This is a genomic window from Streptomyces sp. NPDC001848 (assembly GCF_042891915.1).
In the GTDB taxonomy this organism is placed as follows: domain Bacteria; phylum Actinomycetota; class Actinomycetes; order Streptomycetales; family Streptomycetaceae; genus Streptomyces.
The window spans coordinates 225,117-252,109 of record NZ_JBIATP010000003.1; the positions used below are offsets into that span (position 1 = coordinate 225,117).

Annotated in this window: 22 protein-coding genes and 2 pseudogenes; 13 read left to right on the forward strand and 11 right to left on the reverse strand. The window is 69.9% G+C overall.

Annotated elements, in window-relative coordinates:
• Positions 1-179 precede the first annotated feature (179 nt).
• The gene (gndA, locus tag ACFYZJ_RS07220; RefSeq protein ID WP_388563786.1) at positions 180-1,619 is read left to right on the forward strand and encodes an NADP-dependent phosphogluconate dehydrogenase; all 1,440 of its coding nucleotides are present in this window, start codon (positions 180-182) and stop codon (positions 1,617-1,619) included.
• Positions 1,620-2,492: 873 nt separating this feature from the next.
• On the opposite strand, the gene panD is transcribed toward gndA, so the two are convergent.
• The 8 genes and pseudogenes from panD to ACFYZJ_RS07260 all read right to left on the reverse strand — a co-directional run bounded on the left by panD (position 2,493) and on the right by ACFYZJ_RS07260 (position 9,244).
• The gene (gene panD, locus ACFYZJ_RS07225; protein ID WP_388563788.1) at positions 2,493-2,915 is read right to left on the reverse strand and encodes an aspartate 1-decarboxylase; all 423 of its coding nucleotides are present in this window, start codon (positions 2,913-2,915) and stop codon (positions 2,493-2,495) included.
• 306 nt (positions 2,916-3,221) lie between these two features.
• Positions 3,222-3,458 carry a hypothetical protein gene (locus ACFYZJ_RS07230; protein ID WP_388563790.1) on the reverse strand — a complete coding sequence of 79 codons (237 nt, stop codon included), beginning with the start codon at positions 3,456-3,458 and terminating at the stop codon, positions 3,222-3,224.
• A 298-nt stretch (positions 3,459-3,756) separates the two neighbouring features.
• Positions 3,757-4,177, reverse strand: a pseudogene (locus ACFYZJ_RS07235) (CBS domain-containing protein).
• 263 nt (positions 4,178-4,440) lie between these two features.
• Positions 4,441-5,118: an HdeD family acid-resistance protein gene (locus tag ACFYZJ_RS07240; RefSeq protein ID WP_388563792.1), complete on the reverse strand. Its 678-nt coding sequence runs from the start codon at positions 5,116-5,118 to the stop codon at positions 4,441-4,443.
• 66 nt (positions 5,119-5,184) lie between these two features.
• Positions 5,185-6,264: an NAD(P)-dependent alcohol dehydrogenase gene (locus ACFYZJ_RS07245; RefSeq protein ID WP_388563794.1), complete on the reverse strand. Its 1,080-nt coding sequence runs from the start codon at positions 6,262-6,264 to the stop codon at positions 5,185-5,187.
• Between the two features lie 24 nt (positions 6,265-6,288).
• Positions 6,289-7,557 carry a cytochrome P450 gene (locus tag ACFYZJ_RS07250; protein WP_388563796.1) on the reverse strand — a complete coding sequence of 423 codons (1,269 nt, stop codon included), beginning with the start codon at positions 7,555-7,557 and terminating at the stop codon, positions 6,289-6,291.
• A gap of 68 nt (positions 7,558-7,625) precedes the next feature.
• The gene (locus ACFYZJ_RS07255; protein ID WP_388563798.1) at positions 7,626-9,029 is read right to left on the reverse strand and encodes an NAD(P)/FAD-dependent oxidoreductase; all 1,404 of its coding nucleotides are present in this window, start codon (positions 9,027-9,029) and stop codon (positions 7,626-7,628) included.
• Positions 9,026-9,244, reverse strand: a complete 219-nt coding sequence (locus ACFYZJ_RS07260) for a ferredoxin (RefSeq protein ID WP_388563800.1) — start codon at positions 9,242-9,244, stop codon at positions 9,026-9,028. Before ACFYZJ_RS07260 ends, ACFYZJ_RS07255 begins: the two co-directional genes overlap by 4 nt.
• A gap of 1,048 nt (positions 9,245-10,292) precedes the next feature.
• On the opposite strand from ACFYZJ_RS07260, the gene ACFYZJ_RS07265 reads away from it, so the two are divergent.
• The 3 genes from ACFYZJ_RS07265 to ACFYZJ_RS07275 all read left to right on the forward strand — a co-directional run bounded on the left by ACFYZJ_RS07265 (position 10,293) and on the right by ACFYZJ_RS07275 (position 11,862).
• Positions 10,293-10,733 (forward strand): hypothetical protein, encoded by a 441-nt coding sequence (locus ACFYZJ_RS07265; RefSeq protein WP_388563802.1) that lies wholly within the window; start codon positions 10,293-10,295, stop codon positions 10,731-10,733.
• A gap of 535 nt (positions 10,734-11,268) precedes the next feature.
• The gene (locus ACFYZJ_RS07270) at positions 11,269-11,490 is read left to right on the forward strand and encodes an SsgA family sporulation/cell division regulator (RefSeq protein ID WP_388564531.1); all 222 of its coding nucleotides are present in this window, start codon (positions 11,269-11,271) and stop codon (positions 11,488-11,490) included.
• Positions 11,491-11,532: 42 nt separating this feature from the next.
• Positions 11,533-11,862 (forward strand): NIPSNAP family protein, encoded by a 330-nt coding sequence (locus ACFYZJ_RS07275; protein ID WP_388563804.1) that lies wholly within the window; start codon positions 11,533-11,535, stop codon positions 11,860-11,862.
• Between the two features lie 115 nt (positions 11,863-11,977).
• Here the strand turns inward: ACFYZJ_RS07275 and ACFYZJ_RS07280 are convergent, their stop codons facing one another.
• From ACFYZJ_RS07280 to ACFYZJ_RS07290, 3 genes are all read right to left on the reverse strand, one after another.
• The gene (locus ACFYZJ_RS07280; protein WP_388563806.1) at positions 11,978-13,120 is read right to left on the reverse strand and encodes a PP2C family protein-serine/threonine phosphatase; all 1,143 of its coding nucleotides are present in this window, start codon (positions 13,118-13,120) and stop codon (positions 11,978-11,980) included.
• 293 nt (positions 13,121-13,413) lie between these two features.
• Entirely contained in the window at positions 13,414-14,073 is a 660-nt protein-coding gene (locus ACFYZJ_RS07285) for a TetR/AcrR family transcriptional regulator (RefSeq protein WP_388563808.1), read from the reverse strand.
• A gap of 548 nt (positions 14,074-14,621) precedes the next feature.
• The gene (locus ACFYZJ_RS07290; RefSeq protein ID WP_388563810.1) at positions 14,622-15,257 is read right to left on the reverse strand and encodes a TetR/AcrR family transcriptional regulator; all 636 of its coding nucleotides are present in this window, start codon (positions 15,255-15,257) and stop codon (positions 14,622-14,624) included.
• Positions 15,258-15,395: 138 nt separating this feature from the next.
• Here ACFYZJ_RS07290 and ACFYZJ_RS07295 point away from each other — a divergent pair, with 138 nt between their 5' ends.
• From ACFYZJ_RS07295 to ACFYZJ_RS07335, 9 genes and pseudogenes are all read left to right on the forward strand, one after another.
• Entirely contained in the window at positions 15,396-16,541 is a 1,146-nt protein-coding gene (locus ACFYZJ_RS07295; RefSeq protein WP_388563812.1) for a VOC family protein, read from the forward strand.
• Positions 16,538-17,512 (forward strand): fumarylacetoacetate hydrolase family protein, encoded by a 975-nt coding sequence (locus tag ACFYZJ_RS07300; protein ID WP_388563814.1) that lies wholly within the window; start codon positions 16,538-16,540, stop codon positions 17,510-17,512. The genes ACFYZJ_RS07295 and ACFYZJ_RS07300 overlap by 4 nt, the downstream gene beginning before the upstream one ends.
• Positions 17,509-19,110, forward strand: coding sequence for a bifunctional 3-(3-hydroxy-phenyl)propionate/3-hydroxycinnamic acid hydroxylase (locus ACFYZJ_RS07305; RefSeq protein WP_388563816.1), 1,602 nt, complete (start codon positions 17,509-17,511; stop codon positions 19,108-19,110). Before ACFYZJ_RS07300 ends, ACFYZJ_RS07305 begins: the two co-directional genes overlap by 4 nt.
• Before the next feature lie 16 nt (positions 19,111-19,126).
• Positions 19,127-21,160 carry an acetoacetate--CoA ligase gene (locus tag ACFYZJ_RS07310; protein ID WP_388563818.1) on the forward strand — a complete coding sequence of 678 codons (2,034 nt, stop codon included), beginning with the start codon at positions 19,127-19,129 and terminating at the stop codon, positions 21,158-21,160.
• On the forward strand, positions 21,157-21,504 hold the full coding sequence (locus tag ACFYZJ_RS07315) for a DoxX family protein (protein ID WP_388563820.1): 348 nt from the start codon (positions 21,157-21,159) through the stop codon (positions 21,502-21,504). The genes ACFYZJ_RS07310 and ACFYZJ_RS07315 overlap by 4 nt, the downstream gene beginning before the upstream one ends.
• A gap of 114 nt (positions 21,505-21,618) precedes the next feature.
• Positions 21,619-21,852 (forward strand): annotated as a pseudogene (locus ACFYZJ_RS07320) (transposase); the annotation flags it as partial.
• A gap of 323 nt (positions 21,853-22,175) precedes the next feature.
• Positions 22,176-22,616, forward strand: coding sequence for a VOC family protein (locus ACFYZJ_RS07325; RefSeq protein WP_388563822.1), 441 nt, complete (start codon positions 22,176-22,178; stop codon positions 22,614-22,616).
• Positions 22,617-23,491: 875 nt separating this feature from the next.
• A complete protein-coding gene (locus ACFYZJ_RS07330; protein WP_388564534.1) occupies positions 23,492-24,628 on the forward strand; it encodes an ROK family protein in 1,137 nt (378 codons plus the stop codon).
• Positions 24,629-25,057: 429 nt separating this feature from the next.
• Entirely contained in the window at positions 25,058-26,932 is a 1,875-nt protein-coding gene (locus ACFYZJ_RS07335; RefSeq protein ID WP_388563824.1) for an alpha-galactosidase D, read from the forward strand.
• Positions 26,933-26,993: the final 61 nt, after the last annotated feature.

Below are 26,993 nucleotides of genomic sequence, written 5' to 3' on the forward strand. Positions count from 1 at the left end.
TCTCCTCGCCCACTCCTCGCCCACTCCTCGCCATGAGATCCCGGATGTGCGGCGGGTGTACCGGCGCGTCAGGATGGTCACCGGGCAATACTGACCAGCACGAGCGGCACCACCTTTCGATGATGTCGTCCGGATCGAACCGGCACCGCCGATTCCAGGACCTCTAGGAGCCAACCGTTATGAGCACTTCAGCCCAGATCGGCGTCACGGGTCTCGCGGTCATGGGCCGCAATCTCGCCCGTAACTTCGCGCGCAACGGCTATGCGGTCGCCCTGCACAACCGCACCGTGTCACGGACCCATGAGCTGGTGAAGGAGTTCGGGCACGAGGGCGACTTCGTGGCGACCGAGTCCGCCGAGGAATTCGTGGCGGCGCTGGAGCGGCCCCGGCGTCTGATGATCATGGTGAAGGCGGGCGGGCCGACAGACGCCGTGATCCAGGAGTTCGCGCCGCTGCTGGAGCCCGGCGACATGATCATCGACGGCGGCAACGCGCACTTCGCGGACACCCGCCGCCGCGAGAAGGAGCTGCGGGAGCGGGGCATCCACTTCGTCGGCACCGGCATCTCCGGCGGCGAGGAGGGCGCGCTGCACGGACCGAGCATCATGCCGGGCGGCTCCGCCGAGTCGTACGAGTCGCTGGGCCCGATGCTGGAAAGGATCTCCGCGAAGGCCAAGGACGGCGCGCCGTGCGTGACCCATGTCGGCCCGGACGGCGCCGGGCACTTCGTGAAGATGGTGCACAACGGCATCGAGTACGCCGACATGCAGCTGATCGGCGAGGCGTACCAGTTGCTGCGGGACGTCGCCGGCTACTCACCCGCCGAGATCGCGGAGATCTTCCGCACCTGGAACACCGGCCGCCTGGACTCGTACCTGATCGAGATCACGGCGGAAGTGCTTTCCCACGTGGACGCGGCGACGGGCAAGCCGTTCGTGGACGTGGTCCAGGACCAGGCGGAGCAGAAGGGCACCGGCCGCTGGACGGTCCAGATCGCGCTGGACCTCGGCGTGCCGGTGTCCGGTATCGCGGAGGCGGTCTTCGCCCGCTCGCTGTCCGGGCACACGGCGCTGCGCGAGGCGTCGAGGGGCCTGGCCGGGCCGAAGGCGTCGCCGCTCGGCGGGTCCGAGGCGGCGGCGTTCGCGGACCGTGTGGAGCAGGCGCTGTACGCGTCGAAGATCGTGTCCTACACCCAGGGCTTCCACGAGATCGCGGCGGGCAGCGCGGAGTACCACTGGAACATCGACCTCGGCAAGGTGGCGTCCATCTGGCGCGGCGGCTGCATCATCCGCGCCGCGTTCCTGGACCGCATCCGCGCCGCCTACGACGCCCGGGCCGACCTGCCGAGCCTGCTGTCGGACGAGACGTTCGCGCAGGAGATCGCCGCGGCACAGGACGACTGGCGCGAGGTCCTGGTGGCCGCGACCCGCCAGGGCGTGCCGACGCCGGGCTTCTCCGCGGCCCTCGCCTACTACGACGCCCTGCGCGCGGAGCGGCTGCCGGCCGCGCTGACCCAGGGCCAGCGTGACTTCTTCGGCGCCCACACGTATCGGCGGACGGACCGTGCGGGGTCGTTCCACACACTGTGGGGCGGGGACCGGTCCGAGGTGGAGGCGTAGGGGGCAGGGGTCGTCAGGGGTCGACTCGGAGGTCGGGCCGCTGGGGGTCCCGGGAGCGGGACTCGATCGAGCCGGGCCGGCGCGGTGGCGCGGTGGCGCGGCGCTCTGTCGAGGCCTGGGTCCGGCAGCGCACCGCTCCGCCCACGCCCGGATACGGCGATGGCCCGGTGCGCGGGGTTTCCGCCCGCGCGCCGGGCCACGTGCTTTGCGTGCCGGTCCGTCCTACGAAAGGGGCGGTCCCGGTTCTCCGGGTTCGGGAACGGGGTCCGGGCCCGGCGGTTTCGGGATCGGCGACGGGGGCGGCTCCGGGGTGGGGACCGGCCCCGGGCCGGGGTGCGGACGGTCGGGGCCCGGTCCTGGCGGCACCGGCTCGGGTCCCGGGGGCGTGGGGCCGGGTGCCGGAGGTGTCGGCGCCGGTCCTGGGGGCGTGGGCCCTGGTTCTGGGGGCGCGGGTTCAGGCCCCGGCGCGGGGCCCGGTTCGGGGGTCGGCTCCGGTCCCGGGGTCGGTCCCGGTCCGGGTGGTGGTCCCGGCTGAGCGGGATCGGGGAACGGATGCGTCATCGTGTCCTCCAGCCAGTCGTACGTCGGCTCTGGACTTGTCCCCCGGGTACCCGGCCGCCGTACGCGCACTCACCCCGTCGCGCAGGGCCCGGGGCCCGGTCGGGCCACGGGCCACCGCGGACCGCGCCCGCGCAGGACGTCCCGGACGTCGCCGGCCACGGCGCCGGGGCCGCGCGCGGGCGCGGTCCGGCAACTCCGCGGCCACGTGATGCGTCAGGCGGAGCCTCGGATGGGCCGTGTCGCGCGGGCCCTCGAAGACGGGGACGTGGACGGGCGAGGTGTGCAGCAGGGTGAGCGGGCCGGAGTACGGGGTTACAGGGCGGCCACGGCCTGCGGGCTGCGCTCCTGGTCGGAGCCGGGCACCGGGGCGGACGGGTCGGCGCCCAGGGCCAGGATCCGGTTGTCGGCGTCCACGTGCACCACCCGCGGCCTGAGCGTCCGTGCCTCGGCGTCGGAGACCTGGGCGTAGCTGATGATGATCACCAGGTCCCCGGGGTGGACGAGGTGGGCCGCGGCCCCGTTGATACCGATGACCCCGGACCCGCGCTCGCCCTCGATGACATATGTCTCCAGGCGCGCACCGTTGGTGATGTCGACGATGTGGACCAGCTCACCGGGCAGCAGGTCGGCGGCGTCGAGGAGATCGGCGTCGATGGTCACGGAACCGACGTAGTGGAGATCGGCCTGGGTGACGGTGGCACGGTGGATCTTGGACTTGAACATGGTACGCAACATCGGGGCACTCCCACAAGTAGGCTCCCTGCCCGCGTTTTTGCAGGTCAAGGGCTGTTTCCACAGCCTACAACGAGTCGCACGTTCGGGCAGCTTTCCCCAGGTTTTTCAGGACTCATGCTGACCACTTGCCGGTCCTGCGCCAGGACGAGAGCGCGGCGGGCAGGGCACGTCTCGATGGAGGGCAGCAGGTCGATCAGCCGGTCGTCGGGGTCGGCGGTCGGGAGATCGTCGAGGGCACCAGCACGTCAGCGACCGTGGTGCGGTCGCGCTCGGTCATCGGGACCTGCCCGGCCCGGTCGACACTGATCAGACCCAGGGGTGTCCGGCGGCATGGGTGACCGGGAAGGCCGAGTGCCGGTATTCCCAGGGCGGGCCGGTCTGGACCTCCCTGATCGTGGTGGCGGCCGGGACGGTCGCGGGATCGGGTGTCATCGCACGGCGGACCGGAACCGAAGCGAGCATGACTGCGGCGGCCACTCCCACCACTGCGTACAGTCCGGCCGGTCGGTCGGGGTTGGCGTGGGGCAGGCGCCCTGCCGCCATGGTCGGGGTTGGCGTGGGGGGCGCCCTGCCGCCAGACCGACGGCGATCAGGGTGAAGATGACCAGGACGCTCCAGTGCACTCCGACGCGGATGCCCGCCAGGCGTCCCGGTGAGAGCGTCGCCCCCATGTCAGGCACCTCCTGTGTCGGCGTACGCGGGCACCGGGAAGCGGGCCGTGTACCCAGCTGGGAGCGGCCGGCCGGGGCCGGTCCGCAGCGGTCCTCGGGAACCGGCGGACGGCTTCGACGCGTGGGTCCGCGCCCAGGAGCGGGGGCATCGGTGGGTGCGGCAAAGCAGGCTATTCGTTTGGTTCTGCGGCGCTGATGTCGGCGAGCGCCGACTGCGGATCGCGCTCGACGGCCAGGTCACCGAGGCTGAGGGCACCGATGAGATGGCCCTCCTCGATGACCGGCAGCCGCCGTACCGCGTGCTCGCGCATCAGCCGTACGGCCTCGTCGATCCGGTCCTGCGGGGAGCAGGTGACCAGGTCGTGGCTGCACACCTCGCCGACGGTCGTTGCGTCGAGGTCGCGGTGTTCGGCGAGGGCGCGGATCACCCAGATCGCGGTCGGTCACCAGGCCGCGGACATCGTCCGCTTCGGTGACGATCACGTCGCCGAAGTCGCGCTCCCGCATCAGCCGCGCTACCTCGGTGAGCGGCGTCTGCTCCGGCACCGTCACCGGATCCGGTGTCATGATCTCCCGTACTTGCTGAGCCATGAACGACATCGTCATCCACGCCGACGCCCCGGTCGCCCCCGTCGGGCTGGACGGCGAAGCCGTCCCCCTGCCGACGACCGTGCGGTGCCGGATCAGTCCCCGGACACTTCGGGTATGGGTTCCCCGTCACCGGCCGGGCGCCGTGCCCACCGGATGGCGACCGCTGGGATGGGCCGCCGTCCAGCGGGCCGCCTCACTTGCCGGACGGTCTCATGGCCGCCACACCGACTGACCCCCGAACGCCGCTCACCGCTTCCAGCCGATCAGTGCTGGGGGTGCGGACGCGCGCGGAACAGGGGGCGCCGCTGGGTGGCCGTGCCCGAAGCGAGCTGGCCGATCTCGACGCGCGTCCTGATGGCGCGGACCACCTCGGTCAGGCCCAGGATGATGGCCATGACGCCCACCACCAGGGTGAGGGTCGCGATCGAGGCGAACGGCATGACGATCATCACGACGCCGGCCAGAGCGCCGATGATCCCGAAGGCGACGTGCCAGCCGCGCCCCGGCATGGCCGGAGCGGAGGCCGCCGCGGCCGTCTCCGTGGTACCGCGCAGTAGCCAGCTGAATCCGATCCACAGGGCGAGCAGCAGGATCGACTCAAGGGTGCCCCGGAAGCAGATCAGTCCCAGCAGGATGGAGGCCGCGCCGGTGATGAAGTGCAGGACACGAAGGTGCCGTGGGACGTGTGTGCCGAATGCGGCAGCGAGTTGGAAGACGCCTGTGACCAGTAGGTAGACGCCGAAAAGAATGCCGACGACGCGCAGCGTCGCGCCTGGCCAGACCAGGGCTATGACGCCCAGGGCGATGGTGGCGAGGCCCATGGTGAGCAGGATCTGCCAGCCCATGTTCGCCAGGGCGGCCATGCCTTCGGCCAGGAGCCTCTCTTCTGGTTCGGTGCCGCGTGGGGGAACGGGGCCCGGGGATTCGGTGGGAGATGTCATGGCACCTGCCTCCTCCTTGGAGCAGCGTTGTCGCGTCAGTGCATGTCCGTCGTCACTCGGCCGGCCTCATGTGCGTTCTGGCTGCGTTGACGTCGGTACTCGTGCGTGGGGGGTGATGACGGCGCGTCCTTGGATCTTGCCGTCGTGCAGGAGCTGGTACGCCTCGTCAGCGCGTTCCAGCGGGAAGGGCTCGACCAGCATCCTGATCTTTTCCTGCTGTGCCAGGGTGATCACTTCCATCAGTTCGGGGAGGGTCCCCCAGTAGGGCGAGGCGACCGAGCACTCGTGCGGCGGGCTGGTGAAGTTGACCGACAGGGCTCCTCCGCCGAGGCCGACGATGGTCAGGTGGCCGAGCACCCTGGCCACCTGAGCGGCCATCCGGAGAGTCGGGTCGATGCCGACCATGTCCAACACGAGCTCAGCGCCCTGCTGCCCCGTGACGTCCCTGATGCGCGCGATCGCCTCGTCACCCGAGAGAAGTGCTTCGTCGGCTCCGATGTGCCTGGCGGTTTCCAGCTTGCCGGCGTCGGTGTCCACGGCGACGACGGTGGTCGCCGTGGTGAGCGCCCGCAGGATCTGAATCGTCATCTGGCCCAGACCGCCGGCCCCGATCACGACCGCGGTCGACCCCGGCCCCAGCAGGTGCAGCGACCGTTTGACGGCGTGATAGCTGGTCAGTCCGGCGTCGCTGAGCGGGGCGGCCTGGCGGGGGTCGAGGGTGCCCAGCGGAATCAGGTAGCGCGGCGCGGGGACGAGCAGGTACTCGGCCATTCCGCCGTCGTGACCGCCTCCAAGGCCCGGGCCCTGACCGCCGAGGTTCTGGCAGTAGTTCTCCCTGCCCTGACGGCAGTTGGCGCAGATGCCACAGCCCCAGGAACCGTAGACGATCACAGGGTCTCCGGGTGTGAACCCGGTGACGCCCGGTCCCAGGCTCTCCACCCATCCCGCGTTCTCGTGGCCGATCGTGAAGGGCAGTTCCGTGGCGAGCCCGAGTGGTGGCCCGGGTGCCTCCATGATGTGCAGGTCGGAGTGGCACGCACCGGCGCCTCCGACCTTCACCAGGACCTGCCCCGCTGCGGGCTCGGGCACCGGAGCCTCGCGCAGCTCGGGCGGTTGCCTCCACCCGACGAGTTGAAAAGCCCGCATAGCGATCCCTCACGCACACACTGGTCAGTCGCGTATGCCGTCGATGTCGACAAGGACGTGCCGCGGCCCGCGGAAAATCTGGTTGTGCCGGTACGGCGGCGGGTCCTCGACGAGCCGCGGGTTCTGCACCCGGCGGGCGAACTCGCCGACCGCGACCTGGACCTCGAGCCGCGCGAGCGGGGCGCCGAAGCAGAAGTGGATGCCCTGGCTGAATCCGAGGTGCTGGTTGTCGCGGCGTTCGAGGTCGAGTTCGTCGGGGTCGGTGAACCGTTCCGGGTCGCGGTTCGCCGAGCCGTACGCCAGGAAGATCGGCGCACCCTTCGGGATGGTGGTGCCGGCGATGTCGATGTCTTCCAGAGCGGAGCGGGTGTGCCAGAACTGCACCGACGACTCGAAGCGCAGCAGCTCCTCCACCCCCGGCACGATCAGCTCGGGCCGGCGGCGCAGCTCCTCCAGCGCGTCCGGATGCCGCAGCAGCGTGAGCACGCTGTGGGCGATGAGATTGACCGTGGTCTCATGCCCCGCGAAGATCAGGAGAAGGGCGTTGCTCGCGAGTACGCCCTTGGACATCCGTCCCTCCGGGCCGTCCTCGTTCACCAAGGCTGAGAGCATGCCCGGGCCGGGCTGGTCGGCGTACCGGTCGAGCAACTCGGCTGCGAACTGCCCGAAGTCCTGCACGGCCTGCCGGCCCCCGGCCAGCCGACTCCGGATCTCTTCAGAGGCGGCCTCGGGGCCGAAGTCCAATGCGTCCAGGGCGGTCTCGATCCAGTGGTGGAAGCGCGGCTCGTCCTCCAGCGGCACGCCCAGAACCTTGCAGATCACCGTCACCGGCAGGGGATAGGCGAAGTCGTCGACGGCATCGATCCTGTTCTTGCCCCTCATGCCGTCCAGCAGACCGTCCACAAGGCGCCGGATCTCGGGCTCCAGGTCGGAGATCAGGTGAGGCGCATGAGGCGGGCCGACGAAATGCGGCATCATCGTCCGGCGGTCCCGATCGTGCTCGGGCGGATCGCAGGTGATGATGTTGGGCTCGGTCAGCGCCTCCCTGATCGGCTCAGCCGCCGGCTGCCCCGAGCCCTCTGTCCGGGCCGCGCCGAGGACGGGACACTTTCTCGGATCCGAACTGACCCGGGGGTCGTGGAGCAGCGTGACGATCTCCCGGTAGCTGCTGACGACATAGGTTCCGTCCGGCTGTCGCGCCACCGGTGTCTTGCGCAGTTCCTCGTAGAAGGGGTACGGGTTGGCGCGGTTGGCGTAACGCAGGGCCTGCTGCCAGGGGGTTTCCTCGACCACGAGGCTCCCCTCCTTCTTCCTGTCGGTGCTGTCCGCTTGCACGCGTGACCTGGCGGGCGGCGGGCGCGTCAGTGACGGCGCGGCCGGAACTCGGCCGTCCGCTCGCTCGGGGCATGGCCGGTCAGGACGACGTCGGGGATCGCCGTCGGGACCCTCGGGTCCGGAAACTCCGCCGGCATCGGCTTCATGTCGGGCGGCTGGTCCCAGCCTGGCGGCGGAGGCGGGAAGGGACCGGACTGCTCGATCAACTTCCCGTAGTACTCCAGCCACTTGCCGTGATCGAAGGTGACGGCGGCGACGATGCGGCCCCGCCGACCGTAGGCGGCGGCGAAGCGGCGGTCCTCGACGGACCCCTGGGTGAAGACGATCTCGTCACCGAAGGGCGGCACCCCGACGGACTTGATGTTCACGCCGAACTGACCGGACCAGAAGCCGGGCAGCAGCAAATGCGGGCGATAGTGGGGCTCCAGGTTCACCATGTTGTGGGCCGCGGCCTCGGCGCCGAGTACGGCGTTGTCCCAGTGCTCCATCGCGAGAAACTGGTACTCGTACAGCACATGCGGAGCGCGCGCCACGTCCCCTGCCACGTAGATGCTGTCGGTGACCACGCCGTTGATGTCGAAGGCCCGACCACCGGCGTCGCACCCGACACCCCAGAAACCGGCCGCCAGCCCGGAGCCCTCCAGCCATTCCACGTTGCGGATCGACCCCAGCGAAGCCACCACCACATCGGCGTCGACAGTGGATCCGTCCGACAGATGCGCACGCCGCACGTGCCCACCAGGGTCGCCCTCCAGCGACGACACGCCCAGCCCGCAGCGCAGGTCCACACCGTGATCGCGCTGCAGCTGCGCGGCGACCTCCCCGATCACCCCGCCGAGCGCACCGACCAGCGGCGCCGCGCCCCGCTCGACGACGGTCACCGGGATGTCGAGTTCCCGGCACACGGACGCCACTTCCGAGCCGATGAACCCGGCGCCGATGACCAACACTCGCGACGGCGGCTCGGCCAGCTCCTTCTGCAGCTGCGCGGCATCGTCACGCGAGCGGATGGTATGGACCCCGTGCAGTGCGGCCTCGGCCGGGTTGGGCCACCGTCGTGCGCGGGTGCCCGTGGCGATCAGCAACCGGTCGTACGGGACCAGCTCGCCGTTCGCCAGGCGCACCTGCTTGGTGGCCCGGTCCAGCCCGGTGGCAGCCACCCCGAGCCGCCAGTCCGCATCCACTTCCCGCATACGGGGCAGCTTCGTGTGGTCGGCCGGCACCCAGCCCTTGAGCACCTGCTTGGACAGCGGCGGACGGTCATACGGCTCGTAGGGCTCGTCCCCGATGATGGTCAGGGAACCGGTGAAGCCCTCCTCGCGCAGAGTCTCCGCGGCCCGCAGCCCGGCCAGAGAAGCGCCCACGATGACGATCCGGCCGCTGGCCCGGAACTCGCGCACCAGCTCCGCGACCGTTGCCCGCAAGGTCATGACGTCTCGCCCCGTTCCGCTCCGTCCACGCGGTCGATCACGATCGCCTGCACCGGGCACGCCGCAGCGGCTCGCTCGACCTGGAGGCGCAGCTCGTCATCGGGGTTCGGCTCATAGGTGAGCGCCTCCTGACCGTTCAACCTGAAGACCTCGTGCGCCAGATACACACACTGTGCGTATCCCTGACAGCGATTCAGGTCCACGACGATCCGCATGGGCAGACTCCTTCCGCTCCGCCGCTCGCCCCGCGGCGGCGACCATCGAACGGTCATGCAGCTATGGGGGCTCGGTCCCTCTGCCAGGTGAGCCGACCGCGGGAGTCCTACCCGTCACCCCAGGACACCGGCTGAGCGGGCCCGGTCTTGTTCGCTGCGTCGCCGCCGTCACGGTGACGTCTGTTGGAGTGTCGCAGCGCGAAGGGCGTGCCTCTCCTCCAATGGCGCCGGCATTCACGGCTTGGCCCGGCCATTGCGCCTTAGAAAAATGCTCGCGCCGCCTTCCGACAATCGCAAACCGCCGTTGTGGGCCCAGCACGTCTCCGGGGCGGGGCGGTTCTTGGTCATTGACGGATTCATGCAGGTCGGGGGCTTCCGGAGAGCACGTTCGCGAGGAAACTGCCACCTGATCACGAGCGTTTGCGGAGACAAGACGGGCCCCCGCCGAAGCCGCTGAACACACCTGGCGTGGCCCGATCACCACCCTCGACCACACACTCATGAGGTCCGCTGCCGGTGGGCGAGCCACGCGTCGACGATCTCGCGACGGGGATGCTTCTCCGGCCGGTCCGCCCTGGGAGTCCAGCAGGCGGGCGTGGACGCCCCACGCCACATGACCAAATGGCCCACCGACGGGGAACGGCGGGGCTCGTACGGCTGAGTGGCGACGGCCGCAGGCTTTTGACGGATGAGTGCTCGGGGACGAACGCCCAGTTGTTCATCGGCATGGCCCATCCACTCGGCAGTCAAGCCCAGACGATCAGCGCGGATGAGTATCGCACCGAAGGTTGAAGGGCTGTTCAGGGATGCCACCTCGCCGAAGTGGTGGTGCGACGTTCGGCCAGATCGTCAGAACGACCCCACACGCTCTTCTCCAGCCTGTGGCGCGTGTCACCGTCTCCACTTCGACATTTCCATACGTCGTATGGTTACCCTGGAGGGGCAATTCCATACATCGTATGGAAATCTCGATCGGACAACGCCAGGCGCTACACATCGCCTGCACAGCAGCCGTTGGCGCAGATCGCGCCAATCGGAAGGAAAGATCATGAAGAAGCTCACGAAGCGGATCGCTGTCGCTGCTTCCTCCGTGGCGGTCGCGGGCGTCGCCGTCATCGGTGCCGGGGGCACCGCTTCGGCCGCGACTACCTCCCCCGTGCACGTCCAGCGGCCGGCCGCCGGCGTCGACGCCGCCGACTACCGTTGGGACCACGGCATCGGCTACCTGATCGAGCAGGGCTATTGCTGGGACGAGAACCGTGGCTGGCACCACGACGACCGTGTCACCGACTCGTCCTGGCACAGCGCCGAGGGTCGCTGCCACCGCTGGGACGACGAGGGGCGCGGATGGAAGTCCGGCAGGTCGCACCGGCACACCTGGAACCGCTACGAGCACGAGGGCCGGGACTGGGACCACCACAGCCGGAACCACGGCGACCGGTACTACCTCGGCTGGGACCACATCGACCGGAACCACGGTGACCGGTGAGACAGGCACTGCTCGTGCCCATGGGCCGTAGCCGTACCCCTCGCCCTGATGCCCGTCGGCGGCAGGGACGCGACCGCTGATCAACGATGAGCGGTCCCCTGACCGCCGCCCAGGCGGGCGATTGAGTGAGGATCCGTCCCTCTCGAACCTGCCTGCCCACAGCCACCTCGTGCCGCAGGCACGCGTCGCCCATCTGCCGCGACGCCACCAATCGCGCGGTCCGCCGATGCCGTCCCGGCGCCCGGGCCCTGCTGCAACACCCCTTCCTCCGATGCGTCATCGCCGCCGCGAGCGGCGAGGCGCAGCCGAGGCAGAAGGCGCCTTGGAGTGAATGCCGATGGAGTCTTCCAGGACCGTCGTCCAGGGGGTGACCGCTCGGCCCGTCGTCTCGCGGGCCTGCCCGCTGCCCCTGTGTATGCGTCTGCGGTACGAGCCCGCTGATCCCCATGTCGTCCGTGCGGCCTTCTTCCCCCCACAGTGACGAGCCGGTCGAATGGGTCCTGGGGCGTGATCTCCTGGCTGATGGCCTGGAAGGCTGCGCAGGTCAGGGGACGTCCGGATCCGGTCGGCCGTCGGTCGTGGCGACCAGGCGATGTACATCGCTCTCGGGTCTCGCGCGGGCACCGCCCTGCTCGGGGTTCCCGTGCAGGACGTCAGGGCATTCCTTGAGCGCACGGAGGCTCTGGTGCCACCGGGCACCGAGGCCGGCCGCATCGACTGGGACGCCGAACTGGCGTACCTGCTCTCGCAAAGCTGACCGCTGACAATCCATGACCAGACAGAAAAGGAACGAGCGTTCATGTCCCAGTACCAGCTTCGTGTCTACACCCTGTCCAGCCCGGAGGCCCTCGCCGTCTACGAGAACGTCTGGTCCCAGCACATCCCCGGTATGGCGAAGCACCGGATCACCACGCACGGCGTCTGGACGGTGCCCGCCACTTCGGGAAGCGAGACACCGCAGCTGTACGCCCTCGTCTCCTACAGGGACGCCGACGACGTACAGGAGCGGCTGCAGGCGTACCTGGCCGGCCCCGAATTCCGCGCCGACATGGCGGGCTTCGACCTCAGCCAGATCGTCGGCGTCACCGAGACCGTACTGACGCCCACCGTCGACTCGCCCTTGAGCTGACTCAGCGGCTTGGTCCAACTCGGCCAGGTGACTGTCAGTCCACGGGGGGCATGGGCGGCGGTCGGGCCCCGTGGTGGGCACCAGTGCGCCACCTGGCGGGGACCGGCGTGACCGGTCAGCCGGTTGTGGACGGGGGAGATCCGTCGGTGTGGGACATGAGGTGCGGCCGGTGCAGATGGCGCGAGGGGGTGCGTTCGATGATCAGGAAGGCCGCGTCGTCGGTGAGCTGCTCACCGGTGTGCGCGAGCAGGTCGCGGTGAATGCGGTGCAGCAGGGCGTCGGGGCCTGAGCTGGGAAAGGCGGCGACCCGCTCGGCGAGCGGGTAGAAGGCTCCGGTCGGTGAGCGGGCTTCGATCACGCCGTCGGTGTAGAGCAGCAGCATGGCGCCCGGTTCCAAGGTGAACGGGTCGGTGCGGTCGTTCCGGGTGCAGAGGGCGCACAGGCCCAACGGGGGTGCCGGTCGGCGGGAGTTCAGGACGGTCACCTGGTCTCCACGGATCAGCAAGGGTGGCGGATGGCCGCAGTTGAGCATCTCGGCCTGCGGACCGTGATCGTGGATGTCGATCATGATGGCGGTGATGAAGTGCTCGCCGGCGTCGTGCGCGGTCTCGGCGACCTCGTCCAGGTTCCGGCAGACGCTCTCCTCGACGGCGCTGACGAGTTCGGGCAGGGAGGCGTACCGGTGAGCGCCCTCACGGAACGCGCCCATCACCACCGCTGCCTCGCCGATGGAGGCCATCCCATGGCCTCGTACATCGCCGATGAGCACCCGGGTGCAGGGATGAGCGGCGCGGGCGACCGCCAACAGATCGCCCCCGATCTGGGCCTCGTCCTCGGCGGCCAGATACAGCCAGGTCACCCGCAAGGGTCCGATCCGGCGGGGCGGAGGCCGCAGCAGAATCCGCTGTGCTGTCTCGGCCACCGACCGCACCCGGCTCAGCTCCCGGGCGCGCCGCTCCCGCACATAGGCGATGAAGACCACCAGAGCCGACAGCACGGCCAGGGCGATGAGCTGCGCCACGTGATTCGTCGTCGTCAGCCCGCCGTGGAAGACGGAGATGATCACCAAAGCCGCCTGCGCCAGAACCCCGACCAGAGCGGTCAGCCGCGGACCGGCGAAGGAGGCGGTCAGAGTCGGCGCGATGACCAGCAAGGGGCCCAGATGAACGCTGGTGCCGATGCCGAGATCCGTCACAGTGATGACCACGATCAGTGCGAGCGCGATCACCAGCAGCCCGCGCCCCGCCTGCTGTGCCAAGAAGCGGTCTTCCGATCTCCCGCGTGCACCCATAAGCCATTTCTACGCCTTGTCGGGCTGGGCATCCTCCGCGCGTTGCTCCTTGTCGAGGTCGGTACGGTGCGCGGACTGGTTCGAGGCGGTGCTGCTCTCCACACGCCTCTCGGTAGGAGCGAGCCTGCCGTTACTGCTGACCCGAGCTCGGAACGCAGCCAGCTCGGACCGACAGCGCGGGAAACGATCTCCTCCCGCCGCAGCACCCCGAGCTCGCCTGCCACGGACGAGCCTCACGCCGTAGCACCTCAGCCGCGGACTCAGCGACGGCCGGCGTCCTGGCCCTCGCGGCCTGCGGTGAGCCGGCTTTCCAGGCCCGTGATCAGCGTGTCCATCACGAGACGGAACATGTGGTCCCCATCGGGGCCCGCAGTACCTGCACCCGTGGAGCCAGGGGCTGCATCCGTGGGCCCGTCTTCGCCGTCAGTACCAGGTCCGGGGGGCTTGAGGTTCGCCCACTGGTGGAGCGCTCCGTTGAGTTCGGCGCTGAGCACACCGATGACGACGGCGACGATCAGCGCGGCGATCTCCGCGACCTCGGACAGCGGCACCCCCGCAGCGGCCACGATCGCGGTGAGCGCGGTCCAGAACGGGTCGTCGGGCTGGATGAAGTCGGGCTGGTGGCTGAACGAGTACGCCATCAGCTTGGGGTGCCGGTGTGCCAGCGTCCGGAAGTCCGTGGCGAGCAGGCGGATCCGCTCCTGCCAGGGCGCGTCCTCAAGCGTCACGGTGCGGAACTGGGCGCCGACCATTCTCGTCACGCCACGCAGCACGGCTTCCTTGTTCGGCACGTGGTGGTACAGCGACATCGGGTTCGCGTCGAGCACGGTCGCGAGTTTGCGCATGGTGAGCGCCTCGGCCCCGTCCTCGTCGATGAGCCGCAGGGCGGCGGCGTAGATCCCGGCCTCGGTCAGAGGCACGTCTCTCTTCCTCGTTCCCCGCGGGGGACGTCTCACCTTTTTTTCCATACCTCGTACGGTATCAGCCCCCATGCGGCGTACGGAAAATGACTCCGGCCACGGCACCGCTTCCCTCAGCCGAGGTTGCATCGAGTTTCCATACGACGTATGGTACTTATCCATACGGCGTATGTTTCCATGGTGCGGTGCGGCACCGACCCGCGCAACGCGCCCTTGCCCATCCCCTCCACTCCACGCAGAGGAGCCGAGATGCAGAGCGACGACGAGCGGCAGCAGGCCGCGGTGAGCGGCGTCGGTGTGAGCCTGGCCGTCGCCTACGGCTCCAGCCTGGGTTCGTGCGAGGACCTGGCGCGCACCATCGCGGACCGCGGTGAGCGCTCCGGGTTCGGCACCAACGTTCGACACCCTGGCTCGCATTCCGCAGCACAGGGATGCTCATTCCAGCCGCAGCCGCACCCTCACCACCGACCGGCAGAAACTGCGGGACGACCCCGACGCGAGTCTCGACAGCATCGCTCACGGAGCCGGCGTCAGAGGGGCGTTGACGGTCAGTCGAGGCCGGGCAGCGCGCGCCGGGTGACCTCGTGCGCGTCCTCCGGGGGGAGGCCCAGCATGCGCAGGACCATCGCGGCCAGGTCGGAGGCGACCTCGTCGCCGTCCAGGTCGGGGCGGTCCAGCCTCAACGCCACCAGGGACAGCAGGGTGCCGCCCAGAGCGGACAGGGCCATGATCGGATCGGTGCCGGTGAAGCGACCCGAGGCGATGCCACGCTCAAGATCGCGAAGTGCTCGTGGGGACAGGCCACGCTCCGAGTGGATGTGGGCCAGGCCGCGGTCGCGCAGAATCCGCATGAGCTCGGGGTGGGAGTCGGCCATCCGTGCGGTGAGCCGGAAACCCGCTGAGACGAGCTCGGCGGGGTCCTCGATCCCTTCCACGCGCGCGTCGATGACCTGCCCGAACTCCTCCAGGGCGTCCGTCACCGCGGCGTCGAACAGCTCCGTCTTGGACTCGAAGTGGTTGTAGAAGGAGCCGAAACCGACGTCCGCGCGCTCGGCGATGGCCTGGATGCTGGCGCTGGTGTCCCCGGTCTCCGCGAGGATCTGCCGCGCCGCACGGATGAGCGCCTGACGGGTCTCGGCGCGGCGCCGTTCGAAACGGTTGCGGGGCGGGGCTGAGGTCGGCATACGACCGAGTGTAACAACCGTGCCGATGACACCCGCATGACTGATGATTCCCTCAATTATTTGGGTCTGCTCTATTGACGATGAGTAACGGCAAAGTTGATGATTTCCTCATTACGGCAGTGTTGCTTGGAGGGCACCATGTCCCACACCCCCGTTGACAGGGCCGATCTGCAGACGCCCCACCAAGATCTCCACAGCGAGCTGGGCGCCCTTCGCGGCGAGCACCCCGGACGCGCGCGCAACCCCGCCATCAAGGTGGCCGACCTGGCCTGGTTGGAGTTCGAGAAGGCGGACCTGGACCGGGCCGAGGTGTTCGCCCGCGACTTCGGGTTCGCGATCGCCGCCCGCACCGAGCGGGAACTGTGGCTGCGCGGCACCTTCGCGGGCTCCCCGTGCATGGTCATCCGGCGTGGGCAGGCGTCCCGCTTCATAGGGCCGGCGTTCCGCGCGGCCGAACGGGCCGACCTCGACCGGCTGGCCCGGACGACCGGCAGTGACATCCGTGACATCGACGTACCCGGTGGCGGACAGGCGGTCACCCTGCTCGATCCCTCCGGCTTCCCGGTCCGGGTCGTGCACTGCGCCGAACAGCTGCCCGCACTTCCCGAGCAGCCGCCGCTGATCCTCAACACCGGCACCGAGCACCGCCGTACGAACGCCACCCAGCGACCGCCTCGCGAACCGTCGCGCATCCAGCGGCTCGGACACGTGGTGCTGGAGACACGGGTGTTCATGCGAGCCCTGAACTGGTACCTGGACACCCTCGGGATGATCGTGTCCGACTTCCTGTTCCTCGACGGGCAGCGCGGGCGCGGACCGACCATGGCGTTCATCCGCTGCGACCAGGGCAGCACGCCCGTGGACCACCACACCCTCGCCCTGCACCTCGGGCCTGGCACCGGCTGTGTCCACTCCGCCTACCAGGTCACCGACCTCGACTCGATCGCCGTCGGCGGCGAGTACCTGGCCGAGCGCGGCTACCGGCGCAGCTGGGGCATCGGCCGGCACATCCAGGGCAGCCAGCTCTTCGACTACTGGCGCGACCCCGACCGCTTCATGCTGGAGCACTTCGCCGACGGCGACCTGTTCTCCTGCGACCTCGAACCCGGATGGGCGCCGATGTCGGCGAGCGGCCTGGCCCAGTGGGGGCCGCCCGTCACCCGCGACTTCCTGGGCGCCAGCCCCTCCCCCGCCAAGCTGCGCGAGGTCATGACGGCCCTGCGTGGCGACAACGAACTCGACCCCACACGCCTGCTGGGCCTGATGAAAGCGATGAGCTCATGAGCACCAACGTTCTGCGCACCCGTGGGGGCACCTCCCGCTCGAGCGGAGCCGAGCGTGGGGGAGGCTGGTGGGTCGTCCGGGACGAGCGCGCCGTCCGCATCGAGACCAAGGCGGTCACCACCGCCGAACTGATCGCCGACCGGGACGCCGTCCGCGAGGCCGCCGCCTCCGACGAGAGCGGCACACCCGTCGCCGACCTGGTGGCCCTGCCTCCGGTCACCACCCCCTGCCGGGTGGTCGCCCAGATGGTCAACTACCGCAGCCACGCCCGTGATTCGGGTTTCACCGGCGACATCCCGCCCACCTTCTTCCGCAAGGCGTCCGGCTCGGTCAGCGGCCCGCACGACACGATCGTCCGCCCCGCACACGTGAACTTCCTCGACTACGAGGTGGAACTCGGACTCGTCATGGGCGCCCCCTTGCCCGTGGGCACCGTCGTAGAGGAGAGCGACCTGCCGCACTACATCGCCGGGCTCGTCCTCACCAACGACGTCAGCGCCCGCGACGTCCAGCTGACCAAGACCCAGTTCTACGAGAGCAAGTCCTACCCGACCTTCACCCCGACCGGGCCGTACCTGGCGCTGCTGGAGCCCGAGGACTTCGACCGCCTGCTCGACCTGCGGCTGCGGCTGTCGGTCAACGGCGTACCGCGCCAGGACCGCACCCTCGCCGACATGATCGTCCGGCCCGCGCAGGCGCTCACCGTGCTCGCCCGCTTCCAGACCCTCGACCCGGGCGACCTGCTGCTCACCGGCACACCCGGCGGCACCGCCCTGAAGGCCCCGCCCAAGCCGGTCGAGAAGATCGCCGCCCTGCTGCCGCCCGCCCTGAAGTGGAAGGCATTCTTCAAGGGTCAGGTCAACAACCCCCTCTACCTGCGTGCGGGCGACGTCGTCACCGCCACCATCGCCACCCCGGACGGGCACATCGACCTCGGCGAACAGCGGACCCCAGTGGCGGACGCGAGGTGAGCGCCGTAGTCCAGAGACCGGTGGTGATCATCGGTGCCGGGCCCGTGGGAGTCACGGCCGCACTCCTGCTCGCCCGCCACGGAGTACCCAGCCTGCTCCTGGAACGCCACCGGGACATCTACCCCCTGCCGCGCGCCGTCGTCGCCGACGACGAAATCCGCCGGATCCTGCAGAGCGTCGGCATCCAGGAGGAGTTCGCCGCCCTCGCCCGTCCCGCACGCGGACTGCGGCTGCTGAACTCCCAGCACCGCGTGATCGCCGAATTCACGCGATCCCCGCACGGGCACCACGGCTACCCGCAGACCAGCATGTTCGACCAGCCCGACCTGGAACGCCTGCTGCGCGCCGCACTGGCCCGCCGCCCCGAGTGCGAGCTGTGGAGCGGGGTGGAGGTCATGTCCGTCAGCCAGCCGGCCGACGGTACGGCTCCGGTGCGGGTGACCTTCCGCCGCGACGGCAGCGACGAGGACGAGCACGTGTGGGCCGAGGCGGTCCTCGGCTGCGACGGCGCCGGCAGCCTCACCCGCGACGCCATCGGCGCCGTATGGGAGGACCTGCACTTCGAGGAGAACTGGCGGGTCATCGACGTACGCACCAGCCACCCGGTACGCACCTGGGAAGGCGTCGACCAGATCTGCTGCCCCACCCAGCCCGCCACCTTCATGCGCCTCGGCGAAGACCGCTACCGCTGGGAGTTCCGGCTGGCCGACGACGCGCCGCTGGACGGCCCAGCAGGGCTGAAGCACCTGCGTGAACTGGTCACCCCCTGGATCGACCTGTCGTCCGCTGCCCACGGGGGCGACGACTTCGAGGTCATCCGGCAGGCGCAATACACCTTCCGCGCCCGCCTCGCCGACCGGTGGCGCCGAGGACGCGTCTTCCTGCTCGGCGACGCCGCCCACCTCACCCCGCCCTTCATCGGACAAGGCCTGTGCACGGGCCTGCGCGACGCCCGCAACCTCACCTGGAAACTCGCCCGCGTCCTTCAACAGAGCGCAGACGACCGCCTGCTGGACACCTACCAGCAGGAGCGCAAGCCGCACGCCCGCCACGTGATCCGTCTCGCGGTCGCCGTCGGCTGGGCCATGACCGGCGGGCAGGACCGCGGTGCGGCCATCCGCCGGACCCTCGTGGGCGCGGCCTGCCGCATCCCCGGCGTGACCGCGACAGTGAGCCGCGACCTCAGCCCCGCACTGCCCCCCGGCCCGCTGGTACGACGCCGCCCCCGGCTGACCGGCCGTTCACTGGCCGGCACCTTCTGCCCACAACCCTGGGTGCTGTACGACGGCAGGCGGGAGCGCCTCGACAACATCCTCGGGGACTCCTTCGCCGTACTGACCGCCGTGCCGCCCACGGCACGGATGACGGGCGTGGCCACGGCCCTGGGCGCATCCGTGAACCATGTCGACGACCTGCCCGACGACGGCACCCTGGCCGCCTGGCTGGCACGCGGCCGGGCGGACGCCGTCCTGCTTCGACCCGACCGCGTCGTGATGGACACCGTCCCCACCGGCACCGGCGACTTCACCGACACCGCCGCCTGGGCTCCCCTGCTGCACACGGCCCGCCGCCCCGCCGAAGCCCGGCCCGCCCCTTGACGAGGAACACCACACCATGACCACCCCGCACTCCACTCCTTGTCCGGAACCCTTCCTTCCGCCCAACCCGCAAGCGGCCGCCGGCAGCCGCATAGCGGACTTCGCCCGCTGGGCCGCCCGGCACCAAGGCGCCGAAGGGGTCCAAGACCCCACCGACTACCAGGACCTGCACCGCTGGTCGGTCACCGACCTGGAGGGTTTCTGGGCCGCGGTGTGGGAGTACTTCGACATCGACGCCACCACCCCGTACGAGCGCGTGCTGGCCGAGGAGACCATGCCCGGCACCCGCTGGTTCCCCGGCGCGACCCTCAACTACGCCCACCACGCACTGCGCAACCTGCACCCGGACGCCCCCGCGATCACCGCGCTGGACGAGACCGGAGCCGCCTACGAGATCACGGGCCGGCAGCTCCGCGCCCAGGTCGCCTCCGTCGCGGCCACCCTGCGCGACCTCGGCGTCGGACCGGGCGACCGGGTGATCGGCTACCTGCCCAACACCCCCCACGCCGTCATCGCCTTCCTCGCCACCGCCAGCCTGGGCGCCGTGTGGTCCGTGTGCGGCCAGGACTACGCGCCCAAGGCCGCAGCCGACCGCTTCGCCCAGCTCCAACCCACGGTGCTCATCACCGCGGACGGCTACCTCTTCAACGGCGCCCGTCACGACCGCCGCGCCGCCTCCCTGGACCTGGCCGCCGCCCTTCCCACGCTGAAAGCCACGGTCCTCGTGGATCACCTGGGCCTTGCCTGGCCCCAGACCTGGGCCGCCGGCCTCACGGTTCCCTGGGAGGACGCGGCCGGCCGCACCGAGTACCTCACCATCGCCCCGGTTCCCTTCGACCACCCGCTGTGGATCGTCTTCTCCTCCGGCACCACCGGGCTGCCCAAGGGCATCGTCCACGGCCACGGAGGCGTCCTGCTGGAGCACCTCAAGACCCTCGGCCTGCACTGCGACCTGGGCGTCGGAGACCGCCTGCTGTGGTACACCACCACCCACTGGATGATGTGGAACCTGGTCGTCTCCACCCTGCTCACCGGCGCCACCACCTGCACCTACGACGGCAGCCCCGCGCCGGTGGCGCGCCCGGACGTCCTGTGGGAGCTGGCGGCCCGCCACAAGGTCACCGTCTTCGGCACCAGCCCCCAGTACCTGCTGGCCACGGCCAAGCTCGGCATCGAACCCTCCGTGCACGACCTCTCGGCGCTCCGCGCCATCGGCTGCACCGGCTCCGCCCTGCCCGCCTCCGCCTACCCCTGGGTCCGCGACCACGTGGGCGCAGGCATCCAGCTGGCCTCCACCAGCGGCGGCACCGACATCGTCTCCGCCTTCGCCGGCAGCGCCCCCATCACCCCGGTGTGGGCAGGCGAGCTGTCCGCACCCAACCTCGGCGTGGCGCTGGCGGCGTACGACGGGGCGGGACAACCGGTCGTCGACCAGGTCGGCGAACTGGTCGTCACCCGGCCCATGCCGTCGATGCCGCTGTACTTCTGGAACGACCCCGACGGCAGCCGCTACCGCGACGCATACTTCAGCGCCTACCCGGGCGTATGGCGCCACGGCGACTGGATCACGGTCACGGGTCACGGCTCGGTGATCGTCCACGGCCGCTCCGACGCCACCCTCAACCGCAACGGCGTACGCCTGGGCAGCGCCGACATCCACGACATCGTCGAACGCCTCCCCGAAATCACCGAGGCCCTCGTCATCGGCGCGGAGGAACCCGACGGCGGCTACTGGATGCCGCTCTTCGTCGTCCCCGCGGAAGGGACCGTCCTGGACGACGCCCTGCGCGAGAAGATCCGCGACGCGATCCGCACCGGCGCCTCACCCCGCCACGTCCCCGACGAGATCCTCGCCGTACCGGCCATCCCGCACACCAAGACCGGCAAGAAACTCGAGGTCCCGGTCAAACGCCTCCTCCAGGGCGCGCCCGCCGAGCAGGTCCTCAACCCCTCCGCGGTCGACAACCCCGACCTGATCGCCTACTTCGCCGCCCTGGGAGCCGAACGCCGTCAGCTCCGCCACCCGCACACCCCCGAGGGCGTCTCGTGATCCTCTCCGCCTCGCTGACCTGTCTCATCGCGTTGATCTTCGCCCTGCTGGGCGCGGCCAAAATCCTGGCCCTGGGTCCGATGCCCGAGCTGGCCGCCCACGCCGGCTTCACCACCGCGGCCTACCGGGTCATCGGCGGCCTGGAGCTGGCGGGCGCCGTCGGCGTGGCCCTCGGCCCGGTCGTACCGCTGTGCGGCGGGCTGGCCGGTGCCGGGCTGCTGATGCTGCTCGTCGGCGCCGTGACCACGCACGTACGCAAAGGCGACGGGCTGACCAAACTCCTCCCCGCGGTGACATGCGCTGCTTTGGTCGTCTGGTATCTCGTACTCCTCGCCGGCCTCTGACCCGTTCCGGGGGATCTCTCGGTCTCTGCCGCGGCGTCGGCAGGGCGGCGCTGCCGTGGACGATGATCGGCCCGCCCACCGCCACGCACAAAGGTTGTGGTGGAGCGCTGCCGGATGGTGGAGCTGAGCTGGGACGGCTGGCTGGTCCCGCAGATCGCCGACGAGCTGCGGTGCGATCAGAAGACGGTGCGCCGCTGGCTGCACCGCTTCAAGCGCTCGGGACTTGAGGGCCTGGAGGATCTGGGCGGGCAGGGCCGCAAGCAAAGGATCACCGAGGCCGAACGCTCCCGGATCGTCGGCCTGGTCGGGCTGACGCCGCCGGGTCGGCTGGAGGTACAGCCGTCGAACGAGATGTGGGCCGCGGACGAGTCGGGGCCCTCGGAGTGGACCTTGGACGCGCTGGCTGCCGCGGGCCCGGGACCCGGGCATCGAGGTCGGCCGCTCCCAGGTGCGCCGGATCCTGCCGGCCGAGGGGATGCGCTGGCGGCGCAGTCACCAGCTCGGCGGCCGGCGGCTGTCCTGTGCCACCGGACCTTCAGCGTGTGCCAACGTGACTGGTGCAGGCCGCTCGCTGGGATTCGTGGCGCAGGATGTCGAGAACGAGCCACCTGCTCCGTCCCAGGGGCATCAGCGGCCACCACCGGCCGCACGCGGAAGAGGGAGAAACCAGCATGGCGATTCAGCGGATGGACAACGTCGGCATCGTCGTCGACGACATGGATGCCGCCATCGCGTTCTTTGTGGAACTCGGTATGGAGCTGGAGGGCAGGGCGGAGGTCGAGGGTCTCGTCGCCGACCAGTGCACCGGACTCGACGGCGTCCGCTGTGACATCGCGATGCTCCGGACCCCGGACGGTCACAGCCGGCTCGAGCTGGCGAAGTACCGCAGCCCCGCGGCGATCAGCGCCGGGCCGCGCAACAGGCCGCACAACGTTCTGGGCACCCACCGCGTCATGTTCGCCGTCGACGACATCGAGGACACCGTTGCCCGCCTGCGCACTCACGGCGCTGAACTCGTCGGCGAGTTGGCACAGTACGAGGACAGCTACCGGCTCTGCTACGTCCGCGGCCCCGAGGGCATCATCGTCGGACTGGCCGAGCAACTCAGCTGACGGGTGGCGGGGATCCGGTGCACCCGCAAGCCGTCCGACCACCACCCTTGACGACCAAACCCCCGTGCCACCCACACTGCGTTGGCACCCGCTCAAGGTGGCACAGGACAGCGGCGCGCGGCGCTCTGGTCCGTTCCTCGATTGCTGCGGGCCCTTGCCGTCGGCGAACGACGGACCAGCGCAGGCTGCGTAACGGTCGAGCCCCTCGGTCCTCGGGCGCAGGATGAGAGGCTGCGCCCGAGGACCGGATCGCCGCCCGCCACCCGTCCGTCATGTCCGGTGCCGGCGGAACGGAGACACGGCTGCCACGCATGCTGACAATTCACACTGACCCCTTGTTGACCTCTCTGACTCCGTGCCAGTCGAAACACGCACGGCAGTCCGACCGGCGGTCTGCTCCACGCCGGGCGCGGGCCTCGGCGAGGAACATCCGCCCGTTCGGCGTGAGGGTCACCGAGCGGGTCGTACGGGTCGGCACGGCCCAGGCGTGGTCGAACAGCCGTGACCTCTACGAAGTCGCGGCGCACGAAGCCGGGTGAGAACTGGGCGCGGATGGGAGTGGAGCCGCTCCACCGCATCCAGGTCCACGCGCTCGGGATGCGGTGCGGACTGTGGGTGGAGCCCGAGGTGGTCAGGGAGAGCAGGCAGACGTCGGAGGCCGGATCGAAGGTGATCGTAGACATTGGTCCTCACGGTGAGCAGCCAACCGCGCCTTGGATCATGTGTCAACGCACGTGACAGAACGAGCTTTCGTAGGCTCGATGGCTCCCCGTCAGATCCCTTGATGGACGGATGTTTTTTCATTGACAGCGGAAAATATTGACCCCTAGATTTCCGGCCATGCGCGCCTCATCCCCCGTGAGTCAGTCGTGACGATGACTCCGGCCACCTCCCTGGTGTTCACCACCCTGCTCTCGCACGGTCCGCTCACCCGGGCCGAGGTGGGGCGGCGGACCGGGCTCTCTCCGGCAGCCGTCACCAAGGCGGTCCGTCCGCTGATGGAACTCGGCTATCTGGTCGAGGGCGTGGACGAAGAGGCACGGCCCTCGGTGGGACGTCCGGCCAACCTGGTGCGGGTGGACGAGGGGAAAGCCCTGTTCATGGGGATCAAGGTGACCGGCGACGAGATCATCGCCGTGCTGGCCGACCTGTGCTGCCGTATCCGGATCTCCCGGCATGTACCGTTCACCGGCCGCGAGCCGGAGGCCGTGCTCCCCGTCCTGACCGCGCTGGTACAGGAGTTGCTCACCGAGGCCGACGGATTCGGTGTCCAGGTGCGGGGGTTGGGCATCGCGATCTCGGGCGACGTGGACCGCGCGGAGGGCGTGGTCCGCTACTCCCCCTTCCTGGAGTGGCGGGACGTACGCCTCGCGGAGATCGTCGGGACCGCGACCGGGCTGCCGGTCACGGTGGACAACGACGTACGGGCGCTCACGGTCGCCGAGCACTGGTTCGGCGCCGGCGTCGGGCTCTCCGACTTCGCCCTGGTCACCGTGGGCGCCGGAATCGGATGCGGCCTGGTCGTCCACGGACGGGTGGTGTCCGGCGCGCACGGCGTGGCCGGCGAGATCGGGCACCTGGCGCTGGATCCGCTCGGCCCGCTCTGCCACTGCGGCAACCGCGGGTGCGTGGAGGCGATCGCGGCGGACCCGGCGATACTCCGCGCGGTGCGCGCGGCCACCGGCAAGCAGGTGACCGATGTGGCCGGAGCCCTGGCCCTGGCCCACGGCGGAGACCCCGGTGCCCGAGCGGTCTACGCACGGGCCGGCGAGGTCATCGGCAAGGCCATCGGCTTCCTGGTGAACCTTTTCGGTCCCGAGCGGGTGGTCATTTCCGGCGAGGGCCTGGCCGCCTACGACCTCTTCGCCGACGGCATCCGGGACGCGTTCGCCACGTCCGCCTTCGGCACCGCTGCGCAGTGCGACGTGGTGACACATCCCCTGCCCTTCGAGGAGTGGGCGCGTGGAGCCGCGGCCACCGCGATCCAGTCCTTCATGGGGTCTGACCTGTAGAGGAGTAGCGATGACGCTGCAGAGCCGCAGCCCATAGGCCGTCACGGGAACCGGCCGCCGCGCGGTGCTCCGGGCGCCGTCCGGTGCGGAGCCGCCACTGCGGCCCCGCCCTCTCCCGCCGCCCGCGGCGCAGGGGCCGGTCCGATGCGAGGACGGCGCCTCAGTCCCGTCTGATAGCGGACGGTGCTCTCGGGACCGCTGTCCCCATGCCCCTGGTGCACTTCACGCTGCGGCGACGGCTCATCAGCGGGCCCACCATCGCCTCGGGGAAGGGCCCAGCCACCAACCCGACGCCCCGGCGACCGGCCGCCCGACCGCTCCACCCGGCGTCCTGCCCGACACCTCACCCCCTCCCCTGCCCGGACAACGCCCGTCCCCCACCGGGTGCTCCCTCGAACAATTCCGCTCCCTCACCCCAGGAGGCGACCCATGCGGTCATCCCCGTACAGAGCCCTGCGCGGAGCCCTCCCCGGCTTCCCGCGCCGTACCCTCCGCGCGATGCTGGTCCTGGCCGTCACGGCCGGATTCGCCGCGGCGGTCCCGGCCGCCGGTCAGGCCATGGCCGTCGCCTCCAAGTCCACAAGCGCAGCCGTCACTTCCGCCGCCACCACGGCGGATGCCACCTCCAGCCTGCCGGCCAAGCCGTACATGGGCTGGTCCAGCTGGAGCATGCAGTCCTCCCGGTACCCGGGCCTGAACCCGGACGGCAACTACAGCTACCTCACCGAGGCGAACGTCCTGAAGCAGACGGACGCCCTGGCCACCACGCTGAAGAAGTACGGCTACGACTACGTCAACATCGACGCCGGCTGGTGGATGGACAAGAACTGGACGTCCGAGTTCGACCAGTACGGCCGGCAGACACCCGACCCGGTCCGGTTCCCCCACGGCATGAAGTCGGTCGCCGACCACATCCACTCCAAGGGCCTCAAGGCCGGCATCTACCTGCCCGTCGGCCTGGAGAAGGGCGCGTACGGCGGCGGCAAGCTGCCGATATGGAACGCCCCCGGCTGCACCACGGCGGACGTCGTCTACCCGGACCTGCGTACGACCAACGGCTGGGACAGCGCCTACAAGCTGGATTTCGACAATCCGTGCGCGCAGAAGTACATCGACTCGCAGGCGCAGATGCTGGCGGACTGGGGCTATGACTTCCTGAAGCTGGACGGGGTGGGTCCGGGCTCGTTCAAGTCCGGGGACAACTACAACAACGTCGCGGACGTCGCCGCCTGGCACCAGGCCATCGCCGCCACCGGCCGCCCGATCCACCTCGAACTGTCCTGGTCCCTCGACATCGGTCACGCCGCCGACTGGAAGAAGTACTCCAACGGCTGGCGCATCGACACCGATGTGGAGTGCTACTGCAACACCCTGGTCACCTGGGAGAACTCGGTCAACGACCGGTGGAACGACGCCCCCGTGTGGAGCCACGAGGCAGGCCCGGGCGGCTGGAACGACCTCGATGCGATCGACATCGGCAACGGGGCCATGGACGGCCTCACCAACGCCGAGCGGCAGAGCTACATGACCCTGTGGGCCATCAACAAGTCGCCCCTGTTCACCGGTGACGACCTCACCCAGTTGGACAACTACGGCCGCTCCCTGCTGACCAACCAGGAGGTCATCGCCGTCGACCAGAACACCTCACCCGTCGCCCGTCCCGTCACGCCGATGGGCGACCAGCAAGTCTGGGGCACGAAGAACGCCGACGGCACATACACCGTCGCCCTGTTCAACCTCGGCGGCTCGTCGGCCTCCGTCACCGCCGACTGGGCGTCCTTCGGCTTCACCGGCGCCGCCTCCGTGCGCGACCTGTGGAACCACCAGGACCTGGGCACGTACAGGAACAGGATCACTGCGGCGCTGCCCGCGCACGGCTCCCGGCTGTTCACCGTCCATCCCGGTGGCACCCCGCTGGCGACCACCCGCTACGAGGCCGAGTCGGCGAACAACACCCTGACCGGCAACGCCTCCGTCGCCCCATGCGACTCCTGCTCCGGCGGCAAGAAGATCGGCAACCTCTATCTCGACAGCAAGCTGCAGTTCAACGACATCACGGTGAAGAAGGCCGGCATCTACACCGTCAACGTCTCCTACGTCAGCGGTGACCCTCGCTCGGTGACCGTCCACTCCAACAGCGGCCACGGAACCAGCCTGAAGTTCCCCTCCACCGGCGACTGGTCCACGGTCGACACCGTCAGCGTCCAGCTGGCGCTGAAGGCGGGCTCCAACAGCATCACGTTCGACAGCGGCTGGGACTACTCGCCCGACATCGACAGGATCGACGTACCCAAGTCCGCCTGAACCCTCCGCGGGTCCCGGGAGTGACATGCCCCGGGGCCCGCGCCGGGGACCGTCCCCACCC

Bases quoted from the DNA above. Each gene is read 5' to 3' on its own strand.
- ACFYZJ_RS07275 (WP_388563804.1), top strand. From the start codon at position 11,533: ATGTCCCAGTACCAGCTTCGTGTCTACACCCTGTCCAGCCCGGAGGCC.
- ACFYZJ_RS07255 (WP_388563798.1), bottom strand. From the start codon at position 9,029: ATGACCTTGCGGGCAACGGTCGCGGAGCTGGTGCGCGAGTTCCGGGCC.
- ACFYZJ_RS07245 (WP_388563794.1), bottom strand. From the start codon at position 6,264: ATGCGGGCTTTTCAACTCGTCGGGTGGAGGCAACCGCCCGAGCTGCGC.
- ACFYZJ_RS07260 (WP_388563800.1), bottom strand. From the start codon at position 9,244: ATGCGGATCGTCGTGGACCTGAATCGCTGTCAGGGATACGCACAGTGT.
- ACFYZJ_RS07290 (WP_388563810.1), bottom strand. From the start codon at position 15,257: ATGCCGACCTCAGCCCCGCCCCGCAACCGTTTCGAACGGCGCCGCGCC.
- ACFYZJ_RS07300 (WP_388563814.1), top strand. From the start codon at position 16,538: ATGAGCACCAACGTTCTGCGCACCCGTGGGGGCACCTCCCGCTCGAGC.
- ACFYZJ_RS07230 (WP_388563790.1), bottom strand. From the start codon at position 3,458: ATGGCGGCAGGGCGCCTGCCCCACGCCAACCCCGACCGACCGGCCGGA.
- gndA (WP_388563786.1), top strand. From the start codon at position 180: ATGAGCACTTCAGCCCAGATCGGCGTCACGGGTCTCGCGGTCATGGGC.
- ACFYZJ_RS07335 (WP_388563824.1), top strand. From the start codon at position 25,058: ATGCGGTCATCCCCGTACAGAGCCCTGCGCGGAGCCCTCCCCGGCTTC.
- ACFYZJ_RS07330 (WP_388564534.1), top strand. From the start codon at position 23,492: ATGACTCCGGCCACCTCCCTGGTGTTCACCACCCTGCTCTCGCACGGT.
- ACFYZJ_RS07240 (WP_388563792.1), bottom strand. From the start codon at position 5,118: ATGACATCTCCCACCGAATCCCCGGGCCCCGTTCCCCCACGCGGCACC.
- ACFYZJ_RS07310 (WP_388563818.1), top strand. From the start codon at position 19,127: ATGACCACCCCGCACTCCACTCCTTGTCCGGAACCCTTCCTTCCGCCC.
- ACFYZJ_RS07265 (WP_388563802.1), top strand. From the start codon at position 10,293: ATGAAGAAGCTCACGAAGCGGATCGCTGTCGCTGCTTCCTCCGTGGCG.
- panD (WP_388563788.1), bottom strand. From the start codon at position 2,915: ATGTTGCGTACCATGTTCAAGTCCAAGATCCACCGTGCCACCGTCACC.
- ACFYZJ_RS07325 (WP_388563822.1), top strand. From the start codon at position 22,176: ATGGCGATTCAGCGGATGGACAACGTCGGCATCGTCGTCGACGACATG.
- ACFYZJ_RS07295 (WP_388563812.1), top strand. From the start codon at position 15,396: ATGTCCCACACCCCCGTTGACAGGGCCGATCTGCAGACGCCCCACCAA.